Here is a 19904-nt window from a genome sequence, read left to right as displayed (position 1 = left end):
TCCCGGTTTGTGTGTGGTGGTTACGGTCAGTCGTCGTCGGTCGTCGCCCACTCGAAGGCCGACGCCTCCCACCCGTGGTCGTCGCGGTCGAACACGTCCGCGAAGACGAACATCGCGCCGTCCTCGTAGGTGGTGTCGACGTAGAGCCGCCACCCGTGTGCCTCGGCGATCGTCTTGACGATGGACAGACCCAGACCGGTGCCGCCCTCGCTGTCGGTGTGGCCGTACTCGAAGATGTCGTCGACCGCGTCCTCCGGGATGCCGGGCCCATCGTCGGCGACGTAGAAACCGTCGCTCAGCGTCCCCAGTTCGACGGTCGCTTCCTCCCCGACGTGGTCGATGGCGTTTCGGAACAGGTTCTCGAAGGCCCGCAGGAGGCGGGACCGGTCGGCCTCGATGGGGCGACTCTCCGCCACCACGATGCTGGCGTCCTTGCTGTCGACGTTCGCCCACGCGTCGCGGGCGACGTCGCCGAGGTGGACGCGCTCTGTCTCCTCGACGCTCGCGCCCTCGCGGGTGAGCGTGAGGACGTCCTCGATGATGGACTCGATGCGGTCGTGTGCCCCCTCCAGTTTGTGTACGTGACGCTGGAGGGCGTCCGTCTCGACGCCGTCCGCGGCCAGCGTGTCGAACTGCGCCGAGAGCAGATTGGCGTGGCCACGAGCGACCGTCAGCGGGTTCCGCAGGTCGTGTGACAGCGTCGAGGCGAACTGGTCGAGGCGGTCGTTCTGACGTTGGAGTTCGCGTCTCGACCGCTCTGTGGCCTCCCGCGCCTCGTGGGCCTGGCGCAGCTGCTCTCGTGTCCTGTCACGCATCCCCTCGACGGCGGCGTAGAGCCTGCCCACCTCGTCTCGTCGGGCCGTCGAGAGGTCGGCGTCGAGGTCACCCTGCTCCATCGCTCTGACTCGCCGGGTCAACCTCGTGAGCGGCCCGACCGTCCACCGAGTGAGGAACAGACCGACGGCACCGAGCGACAGGACCGTCACCGCGAGTATCGCCGCCGCGGTCAGCCCGACGACTCGCGTCGGCCGGGCGAAGACGTCTCGCTCGGCGGCCGTCGCGACGACCCACTGTGTGCCGTCCACCGGCGCGTACGCCACCACGGCGTCACCGCGCGTCGCGGTCACCGCTGTCCCGTTGGTGACCGCGTCCATCCTCGATTCCGGGGCCGTCTCGGGGACGATATCCGAGTCGCTCGCGAACACCGCCTCGCCCGCCTCGCCGAAGACGGTCAGCGGCGTCGACCCGCCGCTCAACCGTCGCTCGTCCACCGTCCCGACCACGACGAGGACGGCATCGCGGCCGGGAACGGGACTCGCGAACGCGAGCGCCGGACCATCCGAACTGTCGTAGGCCCGTTCAGAGTGGACGACGCCGTCGTCGCCGTCGTCGCCGTTCGCCGCTGCCACGACCGGCCGCCACGCCGGCCCGGTTCTGGCGAGCAACCCACCCTCTACGGACTCGTTCGTACTGACGGCGACGGTGCCCCGCACGCCTGCCGTCTCGACGTAGTGGACCGCTGTCACGCTGTCGCTATCCGTCGTAGGACCGTTGCGGAGAAACCGACGTATTCGTGTCTCGTTGTCCGACTGGAGCGCTGCCGCGTTCGAGAGGGTTCGGGTCCGCACGCGGAGCGCGTCGTGCCACCCGCCGACCGCTTCGGCCTGAACCGTCGCCGTCGTCCGCAAGTCGCCGATCCTCTCGGACTCCGTGGTCTGGTGGGCGATCCCGTAGCTTGCGACGCCGGTCGCGGCGACGAGGAGGACCACGACACCGAACGCGACGGCGACGGTGCCGCCGTATCGACGGCTGATAATCGCGAGACTGCAGCCGTCTCCGAGACGGGCGTCAGCGCTGTCGCTCGACCGGTCGTCTACGTCCCCCGAATCCCCGTTCTGGCCGCCTATCCGGCGACCGCCGTCGTCGCGTCCTGTCATGCGAACTCGCACACACCGGGCCCCCGACCCGAGCGTTACGTGGTTTCACATCCCCTATCACGTATAAGATTTGGTTTTCTAGGACCGATACTAACGGTGGCTCTCGCCCCGTCGAGTCGCAAAGCGTTTCCGCGCGGTTCGCCTTCGACCGGACATGACTCTCGAAGACCTTCAGGACGACGTCGAGGAGCGATACGCCGAGTTCGGCGAGGACCTCTCCGTCTCGCTCGACGGCGAGACGCGCAACGAACTCGCGATGCTGTCGGTCGCACTCGACCCCGAGGACGCCGACGAACTCGTCCATCGGGCGGTTCACATGCTGTTCCAGTCGATGGTCGATCGCGGGCAGTTGGACTTTCACCTCCGCTCTAGCTACGACGCCACGTACGACGAGTACCTCTCGGGGATGACCTTCGACGAGATGACCGGCGGGAACCAGTTCCCGCAGGCAGAGGACAACGACGACCGGCGCTATCAGTTCTGAACGGCCTAGGCCAGCATCGCGACGACAGTCAGACTCGCGCCACCGAGGACGACTGAACTCCAGAGCGCGACGCGGGAGGCGAACTTCCGGTTGGGCCCGGGTGCCGTCAGCGCCGCCTTGACGACGATACTGGCCGCCGTGGCCACGAGAATCGCGACCATCGCCGTCTGCTCACCGATAGCCCCGCCGCGGTACAGGAGGACCGCGGAGGTGGTCGCGCCCGCACTGGAGACGAGGCCGCTCAGCGCCGAGGTGACGTAGAGTCCGGCCGTGCCGAACCGCGCGCTGGCGACGCCCCCGACGACGACGACCAGCAGGAACACGCCGCCAAAAGCGAGCGCATTCTGCAGGGAGAACGGACTGTCGAGTTCCATGTCGACCGTCTCGCCCCAGTCCGCCGTGTGGGCGGCGACCACGACACTCCCGACGATGACCGCCGAGAGCGGGACGACGGCAGCCAGCAACAGGCCGTGTTCGAACGAGAACACGACGGCGATGAGGAGGTTCCGAAGCGCCATCGCGGCGTCGGCGAGCAGGATTGCCGCGACGGCGTACGACGTCGCCTCTGGCCGCTGTCGGACGTGATCGAGCATCGTCCCGACGACGGCCGTCGAGGAGGCGAGGCCGCCGAAGAAGCCGGTGATGGCGATACCGCGGCCGCCGTAGCTCTGGACGACGGCGTAGTTGACGATGCCGATGCCCGCGACGAACACGACCATCAACCAGATAACCCGGAGTTCGACGGTGATGTCGAGCAACCCGCCGGGCACCGCCACCGGGTCGGCGGGGAGCAGCGGATAGACGACGAACGCGATGATAGCGAACTCCGTCGCGGCCCGCAACTCCTGTCGCGAGAGCCCCCACGCGAAACTGTGCAGTTCGCGTTTGAGGACGAGCAACAGCGACGAGAGCACGGCGACGGTGACGCCTTCGAGCGTGTAGCCGCTCGCGATGAGCGCGCCCACGCCGTAGGCGACCAGCATCGACACCGACGTCGTCAGCGAGAGTCGGTCGTCCTCCTGCAGGAGTCCCTGTACGGCCAGTAACACGCCCTGAACGATGACGAGAACACCGCCGACGACGAGGAGAACCTCGCTGCCGACGATGGTGAACACCGCCGCGAGGAGACTGATGAGCGCGAACGTACGGATGCCCGCCGTCTTCTGTGACCACTCCCGCTCCAGCCCGAGAAACATACCCAGCGCGCCCGCTAAGAGGATGCGAAGAACGGCCGTATCGACCGGAAACGACGACAACTGTATCGGAACGCTCACACAACCGCTACTCGGCCGGAGGGTAAAGTATTCGGGTCAGCGACAGCACACCTTTTTGCCGGGCGGGGTGAAACCGGGAGTAATGGCACAGTACGACGTGGACGTAGACTGGCCACGTGCGTTCTGGATCGGATTCGGCGTGATTCTCGCAGCCACGCTCCTGTTCGTCCTCTACACCTTCATCGGGACGTTCGTGTTCGGTATCTTCCTCTACTACGCGACGCGCCCGCTCTACCGGCGCGTCTACCGTCGGGTGCGCCAGCGAACGATCGCGGCGATGCTCTCGCTGTTCCTCCTTGCCTTTCCCGTCATCATCCTGCTGTACTACACTATCGCCATCGCGTTACAGGAGTTCGACCGGTTCGCAGACACCGCTGACATCGGTCCGTACGCCTCCTTCGTGGAACCGTACCTCGACGTCTCAGACCACGTTCAGAACCCACAGGCGTTGCTCTCTGACGCCGCCGGTCCCGGTGCGATCGTCGATACGCTCGGCCAGTTCGTCAACTACCTCGGGTTCGTCGGGACCGGGTTGGTCCACGGCTTCGTCATGTTCGCCGTCGCGTTCTACCTCCTCCGTGACGGCCCGCGACTGGCCGAGTGGGCGAAGAACTTCCTAGACCACCGCGGCGTCTTAGACCGGTACTTCCACGAGGTCGACCGGAGTTTCCACAAGGTATTCTACGGGAACATCCTCAACGCCATCGTCACCGGCGCTATCGGTGCGATTTCGTTCAGCCTCGTCGACGTGGTCGCGCCGGCCGGGGCGTCGGTGCCGTATCCCGCGTTGATCGGGCTTCTCGCTGGGGCCGCGAGCCTCATCCCCATCATCGGGATGAAAATCGTCTACGTGCCGATGGCCGCGTATCTCGGGATACAGGCGGCGCTCGGTGGCGGCGAGTGGTGGTTCGTCGCCCTCTTTACGGGCGTCGCGTTCGTCGTCGTCGACACGATTCCCGACCTCCTCGTCCGCCCCTACGTCTCCAGCGGCAAGTCGTTCTCTATCGGCCGGTTCGGCGCGCGCGACACCGAGGAAACGGCCACCGCGGGGCTCCACACGGGGACGCTAATGTTCGCGTACATCCTCGGACCCTTCCTCTTTGGGTGGTACGGCATCTTCCTCGCACCGATGCTACTGGTCTTCGTCGTGCAGTTCGCCCGGTTCGTCCTCCCGGAACTCATCGAGGGCGAACCGGTTCGTCCCAGAGCGGTCGACCCGACGAACCTCATCGGTGAGGAAGTGGGCGACCCGGAGACGGATGCACAGATCGATGCCGAGAACGAGACCACGGCGTCGGAGCCGACCAGCGAGTCACCGTCACCCCCCGGGTCCGACGATCCAGAGGTCGGCTAAGCCGTCTTCAGAGGTCGACGTACTGGTCTTCCCAGTCTCGCCGGGCATCGATTTCGCGTCGGCCGCGCCGCGTCAGCGTGTAGAAATTCGTCCGGCGGTCACGCTGTCCCTTCTCGACGAGCCCTTTATCGACCAGCGTATCGAGGTTCGGATACAGCCGGCCGTGGTGAATCTCTTTCTCGTAGTACTCTTCGAGGTCCTCCTTTATCGCGAGTCCGTGTGGCTCTTCTCGGCCCGAGATCACGTAGAGGAGGTCACGCTGAAAGCCTGTCAAGTCGTGCATCGATACGGTCTAGTTGTACATTATTGTCTGAATCGCTTAAATGTGTCGAATCGGAGGTTTTTGTTCTCCCCCTCTAGCTTAGGTCGAGTTATCGGCCGTATGTAGCGTCTTGTAGACAGAATTTCCGCTTCCCTATTTCGAGTCAAGATTACATCATACCGTCAAAGGTGATGCCAGCGGTATTATTTATTGTCGGGCCCAAGGGAGTGTATGCCTGAAGAGATTCTGTTCGAAACCGAGCAGCGAATGGGGCGCGAAGCCGTCGCTGACTACCTGCGTTCGCTCGCCGACTCCGTCGCTGCCGGCGGCGACGTGACGCTCAGTTCCGGTGATCGGTCGGTGTCGCTCGACCCGCCCACCGAGGTGGAGTTCGAAGTCAAAGCAGAGCGTGAGGGCCCCGTCGACGGACCCGGTGAACTGAGTATCGAAGTCGAACTGGAGTGGCCCGAGGACGCTTCTGGCGACGACGCGACCACTGGCGAGTTACGCATCGAGTAAACGGCCCGCCCACAGAAGTGACTCCCCGGCGTCGTCCAGCGAAGTAAGTGGAAAGCGGTCGCGAAAAACGCGACCGCTTGCCGCCCTGAATTGGTCCCCGCTGACGCTTCGGCCCTCCAAGCGAAGCGTCACTTGACAGAATGGGAGTGATGAACTTAAAAGTACCGGCACCCGCCCAGTGGTGTTAGTTACCGAACCTTATTCAGCCGGAATAATCGCACTCAGATGTGCTCTTCTTCCAGTACCCACCCCAGCGCTCGCTTGTAATATGTGAACATCATCCGGATCCGTTCGTGACGCATCTCTTCGCTTTCTAACTGTTCTGCGAGGAACTCGTACTGCTCGCGTACTTCGGATTCCGAACGCATGGCCTCGCCTACGGACCGCTCGCGGAACAAACTTGAGGACGGCGAGCGCAGAGACGAGTATGAAGATTCGCGGTGACCGCGAGTGTCGGTCCTGTGGGGCCCGCTGGTCGTACTACGACACCGGGAGCATCGCCTGCCCCGAGTGTGGGAGCGTCCATAGCGTCGGTGTCGACGAGCGCACCGAACACACCGACGCGCCGGTCTCGCTCGACCTGACACCGATACGGAGCCGTATCGACGAGGCGTCACTCGACGACGTCGCGAGCAGCGCCGCCGAGACCTGCCGCGAGTACACTCGCAAGCGCGGGTTCATCGACACCGGCACGCTCAAACCGCTAGACGAGACGTACGTCGCCGCCGTCGAACTCCAGTACGTCGCGAGCGCTATCGGCAGAGAGATGCGCCCGAGCGACGACGCCGAACTGTACTTCTACGACCTGTTGGGCGGGGCCGACGACGGAGACCGTCCGGACACCGACGAGGTGCCGACCGAACTTCAGTCGGCCTTCGGGCTCGCGATGGCCACCGCCGTAGAGCGCTATCAGTCCGACGTCCGCCAGTATCTCGACGACCATCCCAACGAGCAGGGACGACAGCTATCGGGACGTATCCGCGACCACCGAAAGCGAATCGAGGCGCTCGACGGCGACGTCGACCCCGCGGACGCCAACCGCCTGCTCCACGCCGTCCGTGACCTCGGCCGGTTCGTGGGCGACGGCGACGAGAGCGCCTACGTCACCGCCGACAACTGGCTCACCGGCCTGGACGAGTCGACGCTGTGAGCCCGGTCGGCCGAGTCAGCGAAAGCGCTGGAGCAACTCACAATCGAGACAGTTCTCCGGCACCGACTGCCGCCAGTCCACCCGTTCGATGGCCTCGCCAGGGAGACCGGGGTCCGTCGTGAGCGCCGTCTCTGCCGGCGTCGCTCGGTAGGTGCCGAAGTGAAAGCCGGTCTCTCGTACTCCGTCGGTCAGTGTTACTTCGGTCACCGCAAGCAGTTCGTCCGGCGTCACGGTGACGCCGGTCTCCTCGCGTACTTCGCGGACCAGTGCCGTCTGCCGGCTCTCGTCGGGTTCGACGCCGCCACCGGGGAGTTTCCACGTCTCGTCCTCGTAGACGAGGAGGAGTCGGTCCTCGGCGTCTTCGACGAGCGCACCGACGCCCCACCGGAGGCCGTCCTCGACGCGGTTCTGGAACGCCGCGAACGCGGGTGCCTCGACTGTGCGGGTGACCCGCCGGGTGTAGACGCCGTCGTCCGCGAAGGCGGCGAGCGAGGGCATTCAGGGGAGGTCGACGTCCACGTCGTGCTGGAGCCCCGCGGCTTTCACCGTGTTGTAGAGGAGCATCGCCCGCGTCATCGGGCCGACGCCGCCGGGGACGGGCGTGATGGCGCCCGCAACCTCCTTCGCGCTCTCGTACTCGACGTCGCCGACCAGTTCGTACCCCTTCTCCGTGTCGGCCTCGACGCGGTTGATACCCACGTCGATGACCGTCGCGCCCTCGCCAACCATGTCGCCGTCTATCATCTCGGGGACGCCGGCGGCGGCGACGAGGATGTCGGCGTTCCGGGTCTTCTCCGCGAGGTTCTGGGTCCGGGAGTGACAGACCGTCGTCGTCGCGTTGCCGCCCGGTGCCTTCTGGATGAGGAGGTTCGCCATCGGCTTCCCGACGATGTCGGAGCGACCGACCACGACGGCGTCCTTGCCCTCGGTATCTACGCCAGCGGACTCGACGAGCTTCTGGATGCCGTGGGGCGTACAGGGCTTGTATCGAGCGTCGCCGGCGACGAGACGGCCGACGTTCTCCGGGTGGAAGCCGTCGACGTCCTTCCGTGGGTCGATGGCCCGCAGGACCTCGCGGTCTGAGACGTGGTCCGGGACCGGCATCTGGACGAGGATGCCGTTGACGTTCTCGTCTCCGTTCAGGTCGTCGATGGTGTCGTACAGTTCGCTCGCGTCGGCGCCGGGGTCGATGTCGATGTCGATGGCCTCGATACCGACTTCGGCGCAGTCGTCCTGCTTCATCGAGACGTACGTCTCGCTGGCCGGGTCGTCGCTCATCAGGACCGTCGCAAGCGAGGGCTGGACGCCCGCGTCGGCGAGTTGGTCGATAGCCGTCGAGAGGTCCTCACGTACCGACTGGGCGACCGCGTCACCGTCGATTATGTCTGTCATCACGTGGAGAGGGACACTCGGAGGGCAAAAACGTCACTATGCCACACTGGATACAGACGCCTGTACGCCGTTAGGGACACGCTTCGGTGTCGAACTGTCGACGCTCGCGTCCCTGTCGAACGGGCGTCGTCTCGCCCCCCGGGACGCGCACGAGCATCGCCTGCCCGCCGTAGCCGTGGGTCTCATCGTGACCCCGAACGGCGACACAGCCCACGTCTTCGGGGACTGTGACCGTCTCGGAGCGCGTAAACGGCGCCGTCGAGTGGGCGTGCAGGAGGTCACGGCGACCCAACTGCTCGCCGTCGAGCGTCTCGACCTGCCACCAGTTCGCGTAGCCGTCCTCGCCGTCGTCGTCGTGATAGAGGGTCACGTCGAACCGGTACCGGCCATCGCTCTCGTCGGCGAGTTCTACGGCGGTGACGTTCGCTTCTCGCAGGTCGAGGTCCGCGGTGGGGTCGGTAGTCGTGGGCCCGTCGCCGCCGGTCACACGCTCGTCTGTCGACGCCTCGCTGCCGGAGCGACCACAGCCAGCCAGCCCGGTCAGGAGTGTCCCGCCTGCCGCGAGGACGGTCCGACGGGTGGGTGCCATATCGGTCGCTGGGGGCCGGGAGACAAAAAGAACTGTGTGGGCCGCTCAGTCGTACAGCGTGTACTCGTCGGTGAGTTCGTCGACTCGCTGGCTGACCTCGGCGACGACGTCCTCGTCGTGGGGGGCGTCCACAATGTCGTAGATGAGGTCCGCGACTTCGCGACAGGCGTCCTCGTCGAAGCCACGCGTCGTGAGGCCGGGCGTGCCTGCGCGGATGCCCGACGGGTTGAACGCGGAGCGCGTCTCGCCGGGGACGGTGTTGGCGTTGAGGACGATGCCGGCTTCTTCGAGACTCTCCTCGACTTCCTTGCCCGTGGTGTCCGGGTGGGACGGGCGGAGGTCGACCAGCACGAGGTGGTTGTCCGTGCCGCCCGAGACGAGTTCGAGGCCGTGCTCTTTCAGCCGTTCGCCCAGCGCCTTCGCGTTGTCGACGGTCTGTTCGGCGTAGGTCTCGAACTCGGGTTCGAGCGCTTCACCGAAGCCGACGGCCTTGCCGGCGACGTTGTGCATCAGGGGACCGCCCTGCGAACCCGGGAAGACGGCGCTGTCGATGTCGTCTGCGTACTCCTCGTCGCACATGATGATGCCGCCGCGACCGGCGCGGATGGTCTTGTGCGTACTCCCGGTGACGAAGTCGGCGACGCCGACCGGTGACTCGTGGACGCCCGCGGCGACCAGCCCAGTGATGTGGGCGATGTCGGCGAGGTGGTAGGCGTCGACGGCGTCGGCGGCCTCCTGAATCCGCTCGAAGTCGACCTCGCGCGGGTACGCGGAGTAGCCCGAGACGATGATGTCCGGGTCGTACTCCTCGGCGTGTTCGTGGAGGCCCTCGTAGTCGATGTAACCGCTCTCCTCGTCGACCTCGTACTGCTCGACTTCGTAGACCTGTCCGGCGAAGTTCGCCGGGTGGCCGTGCGAGAGGTGGCCGCCGTGGGTCAAATCCAGCGAGAGAATCTTGTCGCCAGGTTCGAGGACGCCGAGATAGACGCCCATGTTCGCCTGTGAGCCGGAGTGGGGCTGGACGTTGACGTGTTCTGCGCCCCATAGCTCTTCGGCCCGTTCGATGGCCAGTTCCTCTACGTCGTCGGCGTACTCACAGCCGCCGTAGTAGCGCTCGCCGGGGTAGCCCTCGGCGTACTTGTTCGTGAGTTCCGAGCTCTGGGCCTCCATGACGGCCTCGGAGACGTGGTTCTCGCTCGCTATCATCGCCAGCGTGTCGTTCTGCCGGGCACGCTCACCTTCGAGGGCGTCTGCGACGGCCGGGTCCGTCTCGCGGACGGTGTCGTAGGTCATGTGCCATCCTCCGGACCCGCCCGTCAATAATCTACCCTTTGTCCGAGAGTATGCCACCAACTGACAGGACAGGGGCGGAAAGACCCCCTCCGAGACCGTGCCGAACCATGTTCCCGACGTGTAAATGCGGTTACCAGTATGTATATAATCCAGAAGGACGCAGTGGGTATCACATGGTCACCTGGGGGGTGACAGATGCGAGTACTGGTGGGACTGAACTCGCATCTGTCAGCGACGAGGAGCCAGTGTGCTCGACAGCCCTGCTAGAACAGTTAACGAACCGACGGCAGAAAAGCGGGGAGGCGATACCGCGACCGACGGACGAGTGTTACAGCGGCGAGGCGGCACAACTCCTCGTGCCGTGTGACGACGTCACCGTGACGGCGCTGGACTGTAACGCACAGTACACGCTCGCGACGGCCTCCGAACTGCCGGCCGGGTCGTTCCTCCTGAGCGGGACGACCGAGACGACCCCGGACGCTGCTTCGGGCGACCCACTGGCCAGCAACGCCCTCCGCCTGTACGTGCGGTTCGACGGTCCTGCATCGCTTCGCCCGACCTGTGACGGGACCGTCCTCTCGCTGTGGGAGTCGAAATCCGTCACCGTCGGGTCCAGAGAGACGACCATCGGCCTCCCCCGCGTGCAGGTCCCCGAAACGGCCGCTGGCCTCGCGACGGGCATCTCCTATCTGAGCGCGGCCCACCACACCACCAGCCCCTCGCGTTCGCATCCGAATCAGCGGGACCACCCGCCACTCCTGACGACCGGCGAGACAGTGTCGATTCCCGACAGTATCGCGGAACAACGGCCGACGACGGGTATCGAACTGCGTCTGCCGTCGACCGTCGAGTCACTGTTCGTCGCGGCGCCGCTCGCGTACTACCTCGGTGCGGAGGTGTGCGTCGACGACCGTGAACGGCCCATACTGACCGCTACAGGAACCGACGTCAGACACGAGTTCAGTCCGCTTCCGACGTTCCAGAAAGAAGTCGCGTCGTTGCTACAACAGGTGTTCTACCTCGACTGTCTCGTCCGTCGGATGAGTCCCGAATCGGCTCCGGAACTCCTCGAGGCGTGTTCGCTCGACCGGCAGTCGGTGCGGACACTGTCGCCCGCGGGCAGACTGGAGCGGTATCTCTCGACCCCGACGGAGACGGTCCGAGCTGCCGCCCCCGAGTGGCACCTCTCGACGCACGCACGGCCCTCACACGACAGGGCGCGCTGTCTCCCCTTCCTGCTCGACAAACTGAGCCTCGTCTACCTCTCGGAGGGGTCGGAACTGGACCGGAACGATCTCCTCGACCGAACGCTCGCGGACGCGTATCCGACCCGCGGGAGCGCTCGACAATCGTCTGTCCTCGACCCGCGCGGGGGAAACAGTCGGGTGCAGGCGTGGCTCGCGCCGGGAACGCCCATCGACGCGTTCAAGACGACGACGACGGCCTACGAGAACCGGTATCGATTCCGGGACCGCGACAACGACCGTATGCAGGTCTCGGTCGTACTGAACGACACTCAGATGAGCGACGAGCAGGGGACGGTCACGGAGATCTATCGCGCAGCGGATCTCCCGATGGACGTCACGGTCAGTGAGTCGTTGACGACGGTCGAACTCGCCGACGTCTTCGAGGCGGAGAACGACTTCGTTCACTTCATCGGTCACTGCGACGACGACGGACTGCGGTGTCCCGACGGCAACCTCTCGGCAGCAGAGCTATCGCACGCACGGACTCCGACGTTCTTCCTCAACGCCTGTGGCTCCTACGAGGAGGGGCTGGACCTCGTCGAGCGCGGGGCGGTAGCTGGTGCGGTGACGTTCAACGACGTCCTCGACCGACACGCGGCGATGGTCGGCACCGCGTTCGCTCGCCTGTTGAGCAACGGGTTCAGCATACAGCGGGCCCTCCAGTTGGCTCGGCGGCGTATCATGATGGGTCACGACTACGCCGTCGTCGGTGACGGCACGTACGCACTCTTGCCGAGCCCGACCGACCCGGTCGTCGTCTGGGTGCAGGAGACGGCAGACGGGTACGACCTCGTCTGTGAGGTGGTGACCCCGCGCGCCGGCGACGGGTACGCGCTCCCGTTCGACGGCGAAGTCGCGCTGAACGGACGACGAACCGAGAAGACGGTCACCGAGGAGACGCTCGTCGACACGCTCGAATCGGTCTCGGTTCCCGTCATCTTCGACGGGGGGTTCCACTGGTCCCGTACCCTCGCGACTCGGCTGCGCGCGTCGGCATAATATCCCAGCGATTATCACAGAGGGTCACTAGTCCGCCGATAGCGACCACAGAACACACCCAGTAGCGCCATCGAGTTTCGTTTGTGATAGCTGGGCCGGAACATATATTTAAGTCGTCGTAAAGGTGCCTGTGGCTGGTGTGTTCAAGAATTCAACTCGAATCGGCCGATGAAATTAAATGTTACAAGCCACAATACATACATTGGGACAATGAGTGCAACCCTATTGAACGACGACGTCGGTGCGATGCTGTCGTCGGTGTTCGACGACGCCGACGACCCGATATACGTCGTGAACCCGGACCGAGACACCATCTCGGCACTCGTGACGACGTTAGACGAACAGACAGAGCCTCCGGAAGTGCGGCTGCTTGCGGACGAACGAGCCCTGAAAGACGTCATGGACGACTTTCTGGTGGCGAGTACGGCCGCCGACCTCGTCGAGAGCGGCGACCTGACGATGCGACTGTTGGCGCACGTGCCGACCCACTCGGTCGCAGTCACGGCCGACAGCGTCTTCGCGCTCGTGACCATCGGCGACGCTGTCGGCGGTCTGGGGACCGACGACAGCGAGTTCGTAGACGGGGCATACGAGTACTACGAGACCACGTGGGAGGGGGCTGAAGCGTACTCCCTCCGAACACCACCAATCACTACCGTCCGTAGCACGCTAGAGAGCGAGATCGGCGAAGCGACCGCGGCGGACTTCGACAGCGTCCTCGGGTCGCTCACGACCGCGCGCGGCGACGGCGACGGCCTCGACGAAGTGACGATCAGTCTGCTGGTGGCCGCCCGGAACGGCGAACTGCTGTACGACATCAGCAAGTGGGGCGAGGACGTCGGGCTGGCGAGCAAAGCGACGTTCTCCCGGACGAAGACCAAACTCGAAGACATGGGGCTCATCGACACAGAGAAAGTCCCCATCGACGTCGGGCGTCCGCGCCTCCGCCTGATGCTCGGAGACGAGCGCCTCGAAAGCGCCGACGCCGACGAACTGGCGACGGTCGCACAGAGCCTGCTGGCCGCATAGGTTTTTCCGCCCCCTCTGTGTTTTCCCGGACATGAGTACTGTCGAAGTCGTCGGGAGCGGTCCCGCCGTCGAGTCGTTGGTCGCGGCGCTGGCGGAGACGCCGTCTGAGGTAGTTCGGCGGGAGGACCCGCTCACCGACGACGCCGACCTGAGTGTCGTCGTCGGGCAGGTCACGGCCGACCTGTTCGGCACTGCGAACGAGCGTGCGAGAGCGACCGGGACGCCGTGGGTAGCCGTCGAACTCGGCGGCATCGGTGGCGTCCCCGTCACCGACGCCGCAATCGCCGGATTCGGCCCACAAACCGGCTGTTACGACTGTCTGACCGAACGCGTGCGTTCGAACGCCGACCAGCAATCCGACCCCGCAGGGGCCCCCGCCGCCAGTACGCAACGGTTCGCCGGTGCCGTCGCGGGACGGCGAATCGAACAGGCGCTCGCCGGGGAGGGCGTCGTCGTCGGGACGGTGCTCGAACTGCCCCACACCGAGCGACAGTTCCTCCCAGTCCCGGGGTGTGCGTGTCGAGACGCGGAACGATGGACGCTCACTCACGCTGGGGACCGTGACCACGACCGAGAGGCGTTGTCCCGCGCGGAGGCCGGCCTCGACGAGCGAGTCGGTATCGTCCGGAACGTGGGCGAGGCCGAGTCGTTCCCGGCGCCGTACTACCTCGCGGAGCTCACGGACACCGCCCGGTTCAGCGACGTGACGGCCCCACAGCAGGCCGCCGGCGTCGCGACGGACTGGGATTCGGCGTTCATGAAGGCGCTCGGCGAGAGCTACGAACGGTACGCCGCCGGCGTCTACCGAACGGGGGAGATGGTCTCGGGGACCGGCGAGGCGGTGGCAGAGCGCCTCGACCCAGCAGAGTTCGTCGCCCCCGACGGCGGCGCGTGGGGCGGGGGTGAGGCCGTACCGTGGGTCCCTGCAGAGAACCTCGGCACGGGTACACAGCGCCTCGCTCCGGCAGAAGTAGTCGTCTACCCGCCGCCGTCCCACGCCGTCCGCCCGGCGACGACGACGGGACTCGGACTGGGAAGTTCGGAGACCGACGCGCTCCTCTCGGGCCTCTACGAGGTGGTCGAACGCGACGCGGCGATGCTCTCGTGGTACGCCACCTACGACCCGCTGGAAGTCGTCGTCGAGGGCAACGAGACGTTCGACGCGCTCCGGCGACGTGCCCGCTCGGAGGACCTCGACGTGACGGCGCTGTTGCTCACGCAGGACGTCGACGTGCCCGTCGTCGCCGTCGCCCTCGAACGCGAGACGTGGCCGAAGTTCGCGCTGGGGTCGTCGGCCCGCCTCGACCCGGCCGAGGCGGCCGTCGGGGCGCTCGAAGAAGCGCTCCAGAACTGGATGGAACTCCGCGGGATGGGGCGGGAGGACGCCGCGGACGCCGACGGGGCAATCGGATGGTACGCGGACCGACCGGAAGCGGCCGCGTCGCTGACCGAGACGGCGACGGCCGTGCCCATATCGAGCGTCGGTCCCGACTCCGTGCCGACCGGCGGGGCCGAACTCGACGAACTCGTCGACCGGGTGGTGGATGCCGGTCTGTCCCCGTTCGCAAGCCGACTCACGACGCCGGACCTCGAACTGATGGGGTTCGAGGCGGTCCGGGCGTTCTGTCCGACCGCCCAACCGCTGTTCTTCGACGAGAGCTACTTCGGCGACCGCGCGGAGACGGTGCCGACGGCCCTCGGCTTCGAACCACGACTGGGCCGAGACCACCATCCGTTCCCCTGACTCGACTATCGGATAGTTTAATACGAACCACGTCGTCAGTTACCGTCGTGTGATAGGCGGTATCACAGCGCATGGACACACATGGTGACAGAGTTCGACCTCCCGTGTAGCGATTGCGGACACGACCTCGTGCGCGTAGAGACCACGGCGACCGACGGGTCGCCGGTGGCGGTCGCGGAATGTCCGAACTGCGGGGTGCGACACTACCCCGAGTCGGCGCTGCGAGAGTTCTGAATCAGATGGCGAACGTGGCCCGCAGCATGTCCCGCGTCCCCGGTCCGAGACCGACCGCGGTGACGGCGACGAGCAACAGCAACGCGTAGCGCGGGCTCTCGTCTATGAACTCGTCGTTGAACAGCCAGACGACGAGCGACGCGACCACGAGTTTCACGACGAGGAACGGCCACGAGGTACCGATGGCGGCGGTCAGGCCGGCGGGCTGGAGCGCCTCGGTCGTCGCGATGATGAACGCGTTGGCCGGGTGTTTCGGGTAGTAGGTCAGCGGGACGTTCAGCACGTCCAGCCAGTCGGCCAACACGACGTTCGCGACGCCGTCGATGGCGTGGCCCCAGATGACGACCAATCCGATGTAGCCGGTGCCGTCGTTGACCTCGGGGGCGAACGACTCGAAGGCGCGATACAGGCCGTAGGACAGCACTGTCGCCAACCCGACGGTCGTGAGCAGGACCGACGGGTACAGCGTCGAGTACTCCGTGGTCGTCGCCACGCCAGTCAGATAGAGAACCGTCACGGCGACGAGGACGCCGCCGACCGCCGCAGTCGACCGGTAGTAACTATCGACGTACCCCTCCCGGTCGAGTCTGAGACAGAGAATCAGCGTCGCCAGCGTCACGACGAACAACGTGCCGTAGATGACCGGACTGATGATGAGCGAACTGAGCGGATAGTCGACGATGGGTGCGAACCCGGCTTCGATCGCTCGGTCGGTCGCGTCTTCGACCGTTCGGAGCGCCCCGCCCAGCAGCATGAACGGTACGAACGCGAAGTACAGTTTCGGGTCCTCGGCGATCTCCAGTCGATCCAACAGGAGATAGACGCCGACGAGCATGTACACCAGAATCAGCATGTACCCGATTTCGGAGACGACGGTGTAGCCGGGTTCGGCCACGATACGGCCCTGCTGGACCGCGGCGGTACAGCCCTCGTACAGCGGTTCCGGGCCGCTGTCGGTCATCACGGCACAGCTCGCGGCTTCGGCGTCGGCGTACACTGGTCCCCAGAAGTAGTGCCAGAGGAACCGGTCCCAGACGGCACGCGGGAACGCGAGGACCGCACCCAAACCGGCTACGAGGATGGCGACGAACGAGGCGACCCAGAGGCGCCCGGCCCCGTACTCGTCGACGACCTGCTCGAACGTGTTCATGGCCGAGTCACCGGCGTGCGTCGGTTTCAGGTTTCCGGTCGCGTGCGTGGGTGCTGCGACACCGACACGGCGGACCGACGGGAACGACTCAGGCCAGCGCGTCCGTCGCCGCCGCGACCAGTTCCGCGTGTGCTTCGCCGTTCGAGGCGACGAGGCTGTCGCTGTCGTGGCGCCAGCGCTCGCCGTCGGCATCGGTCACCGTCCCGCCGGCCTGTCGGACCATGTGGACACCGGCCAGCGTGTCCCACGGGTGGTTCGGGTTCGTGCAGACGGCCCCGTCCAGCGCCCCGTCGGCGACGTACGCGAGCGTGGCCTGAAAGCTCCCGATGCGCCGCATGTCGCCGAACCGGCCGACGACGGCGCCACACAGGTCGGCGAACTCGGTTCGGTCGTCACGGTCCCACCAGCCGACCGGCGCGACGGCGAACGTCTCGGGGTCGCTGCGCTCGCTCACGGAGAGGGTCGCGCCGTCCCGCGTCGCGCTCTCCGGTCCAGCGGCAAAGAGGTCGCCCTCGGACGGGAGGTAGGTGGCCGACCCGACCGGTTCGCCGTCCTCGACTGCGGTGACGCTCGTCGCCCACGTCCGGTTCCCGCGGACGAAGTTCGCGGTCCCGTCTATCGGGTCGACGACCCACACCGGTCCGGTCGCCGGGACCTCGTCGAGGACGGACGGGTCGGTCTCGCCGGTCTCGGGCCCGCTCAACGTGACCACGTCCTCTTCCAGAACGAACGCGTCGTTGGGGAACTCCTCACGGACCGTCGCGACGACCTGTCCCTGCGCGTCCCGGTCGGCCTCTGTCACGAGGTCGTTCTTGTTGGCCTTCGTCTCGACGGCGAGGTCGCCACGGAACGCCTGCCGCGCGACGACGCCCCCGGCCCGGGCAGCACGTTCGGCGAGCGCCGCTCGGTGATGTGCATCTGGCATGCCCGGGGCTGGCAGGGCTGGGGACTTACCACCTCGGTTTCAGGAAAAGGGAGACTACTCGTGGCTGGCCTCGTCGACGGCGTCCAAGATGGACTGTGCGATGTCCCGGGCCTCCTCGGGCGTGTACAGTACCTGGTTCCCGAGCGACTGCTCGATGCGGACGTAGTCGTCGTCCGCTTCGATGGAGAAAAACGCCGTGTTCTCCAGCGGTGGCACTCGGATACCCGAACCGTCGGAGTGGTCGGTTGCCATGCGAGTTATTAACTCACGTCCCCGTATAAAACTACTCATATGTGAGAGATCGGCTGACACATCCATATTAGTGAGAGACGAACACACGGAGTATCTTCCGTAGAGACGACCGAATGCCACGTCGTCGGCACCGACCACGGAGCAATCTATACGTCGGGACCAGGCCGGTGGAGCCGTCGCGGCGCGGCCGGTGTCCAGCGCCGCCGCTGGTGGGTGTGGTTCAGAGAGTTTGCGAGGGAAGACCGCTCCGTGCGAGTCTTCCGGCACTGTGTGCGAGGGACCGTATCGGTCCAACAGTGCGAGGGAAGGGATTTGAACCCTTGGACCCCTACGGGAGCGGATCTTGAGTCCGCCGCCGTTTCCTGGCTTGGCTACCCTCGCACGCGTTGCTCGCATCACGTTCTGACGACGGTGTGGTATAAATGTCGTACGGAACTGTGGCGGCGGGCAAACGACTAACAGCGTGGAGCGCGAGTGGCGACGTATGCCGTCCCTCGCGACCCCGTTTCAGATGGGTGGGGCGCTACCGGTCGTCGGTGTCCTTCTAGCGTTGCTCCTCGCCGCCATCGTCGTCTACGCGCTCCGGAACACCGGCGAGTACCACGACCCGGGGGCGGGAGACGCCGTCGTCTGCCCCCGCTGTCACCACTCGACGGCGGCCTCGGATAGCGTCTGTCCCGAGTGTGGGAAGGACCTCTGAGGACCGGTGGATTGACCCATGCAGGTCACGAACGAGGAGTATGGACGAACACACGCGAGACCCGACTGTCGCCCCGCCGGACGGCGACCCGGCCGGGTGGCGGGCGGACGGGCAGTGGGAGCACGCGACGCTCCGGCGGGCCGTCGTTCACGGCGTCCGTCTGTACAACGCCGGGGAGTTTCACGACTCACACGACTGTTTCGAAGACGAGTGGTACAACTACGGCCGGGGGTCCACCGAGAGTAAGTTCCTCCACGGGATGGTACAGGTGGCCGCTGGCGCCTACAAGCACTTCGACTTCGAGGACGACGACGGGATGCGCTCGCTGTTTCGCACCTCGCTGCAGTACTTTCGCGGGGTTCCCAACGACTACTACGGCGTCGACTTACTGGACGTTCGGACGACAGTGACGAACGCGCTGCAGGACCCGAGCGTGCTCGACGGCTGGCAGATACGACTCGACGGCGGCTACCCGGTCGCCGACGAGACCGACGTCGCGTTCGCCGAGGACCTCGACTGACACTCGGTCGCCGCACGGAATCCACACGACTCTAATGGCCGGGAGCACAACTACGACCGAATGCGAGTGGAACAACTGGGTGAGGGAGAACCGGACGTCGCCGTCGTTGGGAGCATCCACGGCGACGAGCCGTGCGGTCGGGACGGTATCGAGGCGGTCCTCGCGGACCCGCCGACCGTCTCCCGGCCGGTGAAGTTCGTCGTCGGCAACGAGGCGGCGCTGGCCGCCGGCGAGCGATACCTCGATACCGACCTCAATCGAGCGTTCCCCGGCGACCCCGAAAGCGAGGCCCGCGAAGACCGACTGGCCGCCGAACTCGCCGCCGAACTGCGCGGCTGTACCGTGCTGTCGCTGCACTCCACCCAGTCCTACGACGGCATGTTCGCGCTCGTCGACGACGTGACGACGCTGGTCCGTGACATCTGTCCGAAACTCTCCGTCGACGCCGTGGTCAAGACCAAAGGGGTCAACGAGGGCCGACTCTTCTCGGTCGTCCCCGCCGCCATCGAGGTGGAGTGTGGGTATCAGGGGTCGCCAGAGGCGGCCGCCAACGCCGAACAGGTCATCCGCGAGTTCCTCGCCGCGACGGGCGTCACCGACGACCCGGCGCCGACCCGGACCGAGTCGCTCCCGGTGTTCCAGCTCGGCGACCCGATTCCGAAGGCCGCCGCCGAGGAGTACGAGGTGTACGCCCGGAACTTCGAGGAACTGGCGGCCGGTGAACCCATCGCCGCCGCCGACGGCGATCAGGTCCTCGCCGACGAACCGTTCCATCCCATCCTCCTCTCTGCGGAAGGGTACGAGGACGTCTTCGGCTACACGGCTGATCACGTCGGCGTCCTCGACTGAG

At 65.9% G+C, this 19904-nt stretch carries 22 protein-coding genes and 1 tRNA gene; 11 read left to right on the top strand and 12 right to left on the bottom strand.

Annotated features, from left to right (window positions below; translation table 11 throughout):
* Positions 1–26: 26 nt before the first annotated feature.
* Positions 27–1937, bottom strand: coding sequence for an ATP-binding protein (locus NDI85_RS01005; protein WP_188995335.1), 1911 nt, complete (start codon positions 1935–1937; stop codon positions 27–29).
* 154 nt (positions 1938–2091) lie between these two features.
* Between NDI85_RS01005 and NDI85_RS01000 the strand changes: the two genes are divergently transcribed.
* Positions 2092–2421 carry a hypothetical protein gene (locus NDI85_RS01000; RefSeq protein WP_310914668.1) on the top strand — a complete coding sequence of 110 codons (330 nt, stop codon included), beginning with the start codon at positions 2092–2094 and terminating at the stop codon, positions 2419–2421.
* 5 nt (positions 2422–2426) lie between these two features.
* On the opposite strand, the gene NDI85_RS00995 is transcribed toward NDI85_RS01000, so the two are convergent.
* Positions 2427–3695, bottom strand: coding sequence for an MgtC/SapB family protein (locus tag NDI85_RS00995; RefSeq protein WP_188995339.1), 1269 nt, complete (start codon positions 3693–3695; stop codon positions 2427–2429).
* A gap of 82 nt (positions 3696–3777) precedes the next feature.
* On the opposite strand from NDI85_RS00995, the gene NDI85_RS00990 reads away from it, so the two are divergent.
* Positions 3778–5049, top strand: a complete 1272-nt coding sequence (locus NDI85_RS00990) for an AI-2E family transporter (RefSeq protein ID WP_310914666.1) — start codon at positions 3778–3780, stop codon at positions 5047–5049.
* A gap of 7 nt (positions 5050–5056) precedes the next feature.
* Here NDI85_RS00990 and NDI85_RS00985 read toward each other — a convergent pair whose 3' ends face one another.
* Positions 5057–5332 (bottom strand): PadR family transcriptional regulator, encoded by a 276-nt coding sequence (locus tag NDI85_RS00985; protein ID WP_166970575.1) that lies wholly within the window; start codon positions 5330–5332, stop codon positions 5057–5059.
* Positions 5333–5542: 210 nt separating this feature from the next.
* Between NDI85_RS00985 and NDI85_RS00980 the strand changes: the two genes are divergently transcribed.
* Positions 5543–5830 (top strand): amphi-Trp domain-containing protein, encoded by a 288-nt coding sequence (locus NDI85_RS00980; RefSeq protein ID WP_188995343.1) that lies wholly within the window; start codon positions 5543–5545, stop codon positions 5828–5830.
* A gap of 221 nt (positions 5831–6051) precedes the next feature.
* On the opposite strand, the gene NDI85_RS00975 is transcribed toward NDI85_RS00980, so the two are convergent.
* Positions 6052–6198: a hypothetical protein gene (locus NDI85_RS00975; protein ID WP_188995345.1), complete on the bottom strand. Its 147-nt coding sequence runs from the start codon at positions 6196–6198 to the stop codon at positions 6052–6054.
* A 59-nt stretch (positions 6199–6257) separates the two neighbouring features.
* Here NDI85_RS00975 and NDI85_RS00970 point away from each other — a divergent pair, with 59 nt between their 5' ends.
* Positions 6258–6980: a TFIIB-type zinc ribbon-containing protein gene (locus tag NDI85_RS00970; RefSeq protein WP_188995346.1), complete on the top strand. Its 723-nt coding sequence runs from the start codon at positions 6258–6260 to the stop codon at positions 6978–6980.
* Between the two features lie 15 nt (positions 6981–6995).
* Here the strand turns inward: NDI85_RS00970 and NDI85_RS00965 are convergent, their stop codons facing one another.
* The 4 genes from NDI85_RS00965 to glyA form a co-directional block, all read right to left on the bottom strand.
* Positions 6996–7478, bottom strand: coding sequence for an NUDIX hydrolase (locus NDI85_RS00965; protein WP_310914665.1), 483 nt, complete (start codon positions 7476–7478; stop codon positions 6996–6998).
* A complete protein-coding gene (locus NDI85_RS00960) occupies positions 7479–8372 on the bottom strand; it encodes a bifunctional methylenetetrahydrofolate dehydrogenase/methenyltetrahydrofolate cyclohydrolase (protein ID WP_310914664.1) in 894 nt (297 codons plus the stop codon).
* Positions 8373–8442: 70 nt separating this feature from the next.
* Positions 8443–8961 carry a hypothetical protein gene (locus tag NDI85_RS00955; protein ID WP_310914663.1) on the bottom strand — a complete coding sequence of 173 codons (519 nt, stop codon included), beginning with the start codon at positions 8959–8961 and terminating at the stop codon, positions 8443–8445.
* Between the two features lie 45 nt (positions 8962–9006).
* Positions 9007–10254 carry a serine hydroxymethyltransferase gene (gene glyA, locus NDI85_RS00950; protein ID WP_188995354.1) on the bottom strand — a complete coding sequence of 416 codons (1248 nt, stop codon included), beginning with the start codon at positions 10252–10254 and terminating at the stop codon, positions 9007–9009.
* Positions 10255–10427: 173 nt separating this feature from the next.
* On the opposite strand from glyA, the gene NDI85_RS00945 reads away from it, so the two are divergent.
* From NDI85_RS00945 to NDI85_RS00930, 4 genes are all read left to right on the top strand, one after another.
* Positions 10428–12500 (top strand): hypothetical protein, encoded by a 2073-nt coding sequence (locus NDI85_RS00945; protein WP_310914662.1) that lies wholly within the window; start codon positions 10428–10430, stop codon positions 12498–12500.
* Positions 12501–12710: 210 nt separating this feature from the next.
* On the top strand, positions 12711–13529 hold the full coding sequence (gene tbsP, locus NDI85_RS00940) for a transcriptional regulator TbsP (protein WP_188995358.1): 819 nt from the start codon (positions 12711–12713) through the stop codon (positions 13527–13529).
* A gap of 31 nt (positions 13530–13560) precedes the next feature.
* A complete protein-coding gene (locus NDI85_RS00935; protein WP_310914661.1) occupies positions 13561–15273 on the top strand; it encodes a YcaO-like family protein in 1713 nt (570 codons plus the stop codon).
* An 81-nt stretch (positions 15274–15354) separates the two neighbouring features.
* Positions 15355–15507, top strand: a complete 153-nt coding sequence (locus NDI85_RS00930; RefSeq protein WP_188995362.1) for a hypothetical protein — start codon at positions 15355–15357, stop codon at positions 15505–15507.
* A gap of 1 nt (position 15508) precedes the next feature.
* On the opposite strand, the gene NDI85_RS00925 is transcribed toward NDI85_RS00930, so the two are convergent.
* The 4 genes from NDI85_RS00925 to NDI85_RS00910 form a co-directional block, all read right to left on the bottom strand.
* On the bottom strand, positions 15509–16657 hold the full coding sequence (locus NDI85_RS00925) for a DUF63 family protein (protein ID WP_188995363.1): 1149 nt from the start codon (positions 16655–16657) through the stop codon (positions 15509–15511).
* An 88-nt stretch (positions 16658–16745) separates the two neighbouring features.
* Entirely contained in the window at positions 16746–17582 is an 837-nt protein-coding gene (locus NDI85_RS00920) for an inositol monophosphatase (RefSeq protein WP_188995365.1), read from the bottom strand.
* 54 nt (positions 17583–17636) lie between these two features.
* Positions 17637–17834: a hypothetical protein gene (locus NDI85_RS00915; protein ID WP_188995367.1), complete on the bottom strand. Its 198-nt coding sequence runs from the start codon at positions 17832–17834 to the stop codon at positions 17637–17639.
* A 297-nt stretch (positions 17835–18131) separates the two neighbouring features.
* Positions 18132–18215, bottom strand: a tRNA-Leu gene (locus tag NDI85_RS00910).
* 103 nt (positions 18216–18318) lie between these two features.
* Here NDI85_RS00910 and NDI85_RS00905 point away from each other — a divergent pair.
* The 3 genes from NDI85_RS00905 to NDI85_RS00895 are packed head-to-tail and all read left to right on the top strand — an operon-like array spanning position 18319 to position 19903.
* Positions 18319–18534 (top strand): hypothetical protein, encoded by a 216-nt coding sequence (locus NDI85_RS00905; RefSeq protein ID WP_188995369.1) that lies wholly within the window; start codon positions 18319–18321, stop codon positions 18532–18534.
* A 40-nt stretch (positions 18535–18574) separates the two neighbouring features.
* The gene (locus NDI85_RS00900) at positions 18575–19054 is read left to right on the top strand and encodes a DUF309 domain-containing protein (RefSeq protein ID WP_188995371.1); all 480 of its coding nucleotides are present in this window, start codon (positions 18575–18577) and stop codon (positions 19052–19054) included.
* A 60-nt stretch (positions 19055–19114) separates the two neighbouring features.
* Entirely contained in the window at positions 19115–19903 is a 789-nt protein-coding gene (locus tag NDI85_RS00895) for a succinylglutamate desuccinylase/aspartoacylase family protein (RefSeq protein WP_310914660.1), read from the top strand.
* Position 19904: the final 1 nt, after the last annotated feature.

Origin of the sequence: Haloarcula sp. S1AR25-4, assembly GCF_031624555.1 — an archaeon.
Classification (GTDB): Archaea; Halobacteriota; Halobacteria; order Halobacteriales; family Haloarculaceae; genus Haloarcula; species Haloarcula pellucida.
Note: the sequence above shows the minus strand (reverse complement) of the source record. Positions and strands in the feature narration are given on the sequence as shown.

Coding starts and splice junctions, on each gene's coding strand:
- NDI85_RS00925 (WP_188995363.1), bottom strand. CDS start 16,657: ATGAACACGTTCGAGCAGGTCGTCGACGAGTACGGGGCCGGGCGCCTC.
- NDI85_RS00985 (WP_166970575.1), bottom strand. CDS start 5,332: ATGCACGACTTGACAGGCTTTCAGCGTGACCTCCTCTACGTGATCTCG.
- NDI85_RS00905 (WP_188995369.1), top strand. CDS start 18,319: ATGCCGTCCCTCGCGACCCCGTTTCAGATGGGTGGGGCGCTACCGGTC.
- tbsP (WP_188995358.1), top strand. CDS start 12,711: ATGAGTGCAACCCTATTGAACGACGACGTCGGTGCGATGCTGTCGTCG.
- NDI85_RS00930 (WP_188995362.1), top strand. CDS start 15,355: ATGGTGACAGAGTTCGACCTCCCGTGTAGCGATTGCGGACACGACCTC.
- NDI85_RS00935 (WP_310914661.1), top strand. CDS start 13,561: ATGAGTACTGTCGAAGTCGTCGGGAGCGGTCCCGCCGTCGAGTCGTTG.
- NDI85_RS00965 (WP_310914665.1), bottom strand. CDS start 7,478: ATGCCCTCGCTCGCCGCCTTCGCGGACGACGGCGTCTACACCCGGCGG.
- NDI85_RS00975 (WP_188995345.1), bottom strand. CDS start 6,198: ATGCGTTCGGAATCCGAAGTACGCGAGCAGTACGAGTTCCTCGCAGAA.
- NDI85_RS01005 (WP_188995335.1), bottom strand. CDS start 1,937: ATGACAGGACGCGACGACGGCGGTCGCCGGATAGGCGGCCAGAACGGG.
- NDI85_RS00900 (WP_188995371.1), top strand. CDS start 18,575: ATGGACGAACACACGCGAGACCCGACTGTCGCCCCGCCGGACGGCGAC.
- NDI85_RS00980 (WP_188995343.1), top strand. CDS start 5,543: ATGCCTGAAGAGATTCTGTTCGAAACCGAGCAGCGAATGGGGCGCGAA.
- NDI85_RS00945 (WP_310914662.1), top strand. CDS start 10,428: ATGGTCACCTGGGGGGTGACAGATGCGAGTACTGGTGGGACTGAACTC.
- NDI85_RS00895 (WP_310914660.1), top strand. CDS start 19,115: ATGCGAGTGGAACAACTGGGTGAGGGAGAACCGGACGTCGCCGTCGTT.
- NDI85_RS00970 (WP_188995346.1), top strand. CDS start 6,258: ATGAAGATTCGCGGTGACCGCGAGTGTCGGTCCTGTGGGGCCCGCTGG.
- NDI85_RS00990 (WP_310914666.1), top strand. CDS start 3,778: ATGGCACAGTACGACGTGGACGTAGACTGGCCACGTGCGTTCTGGATC.
- NDI85_RS01000 (WP_310914668.1), top strand. CDS start 2,092: ATGACTCTCGAAGACCTTCAGGACGACGTCGAGGAGCGATACGCCGAG.
- NDI85_RS00920 (WP_188995365.1), bottom strand. CDS start 17,582: ATGCCAGATGCACATCACCGAGCGGCGCTCGCCGAACGTGCTGCCCGG.
- NDI85_RS00960 (WP_310914664.1), bottom strand. CDS start 8,372: ATGACAGACATAATCGACGGTGACGCGGTCGCCCAGTCGGTACGTGAG.
- NDI85_RS00915 (WP_188995367.1), bottom strand. CDS start 17,834: ATGGCAACCGACCACTCCGACGGTTCGGGTATCCGAGTGCCACCGCTG.
- glyA (WP_188995354.1), bottom strand. CDS start 10,254: ATGACCTACGACACCGTCCGCGAGACGGACCCGGCCGTCGCAGACGCC.
- NDI85_RS00955 (WP_310914663.1), bottom strand. CDS start 8,961: ATGGCACCCACCCGTCGGACCGTCCTCGCGGCAGGCGGGACACTCCTG.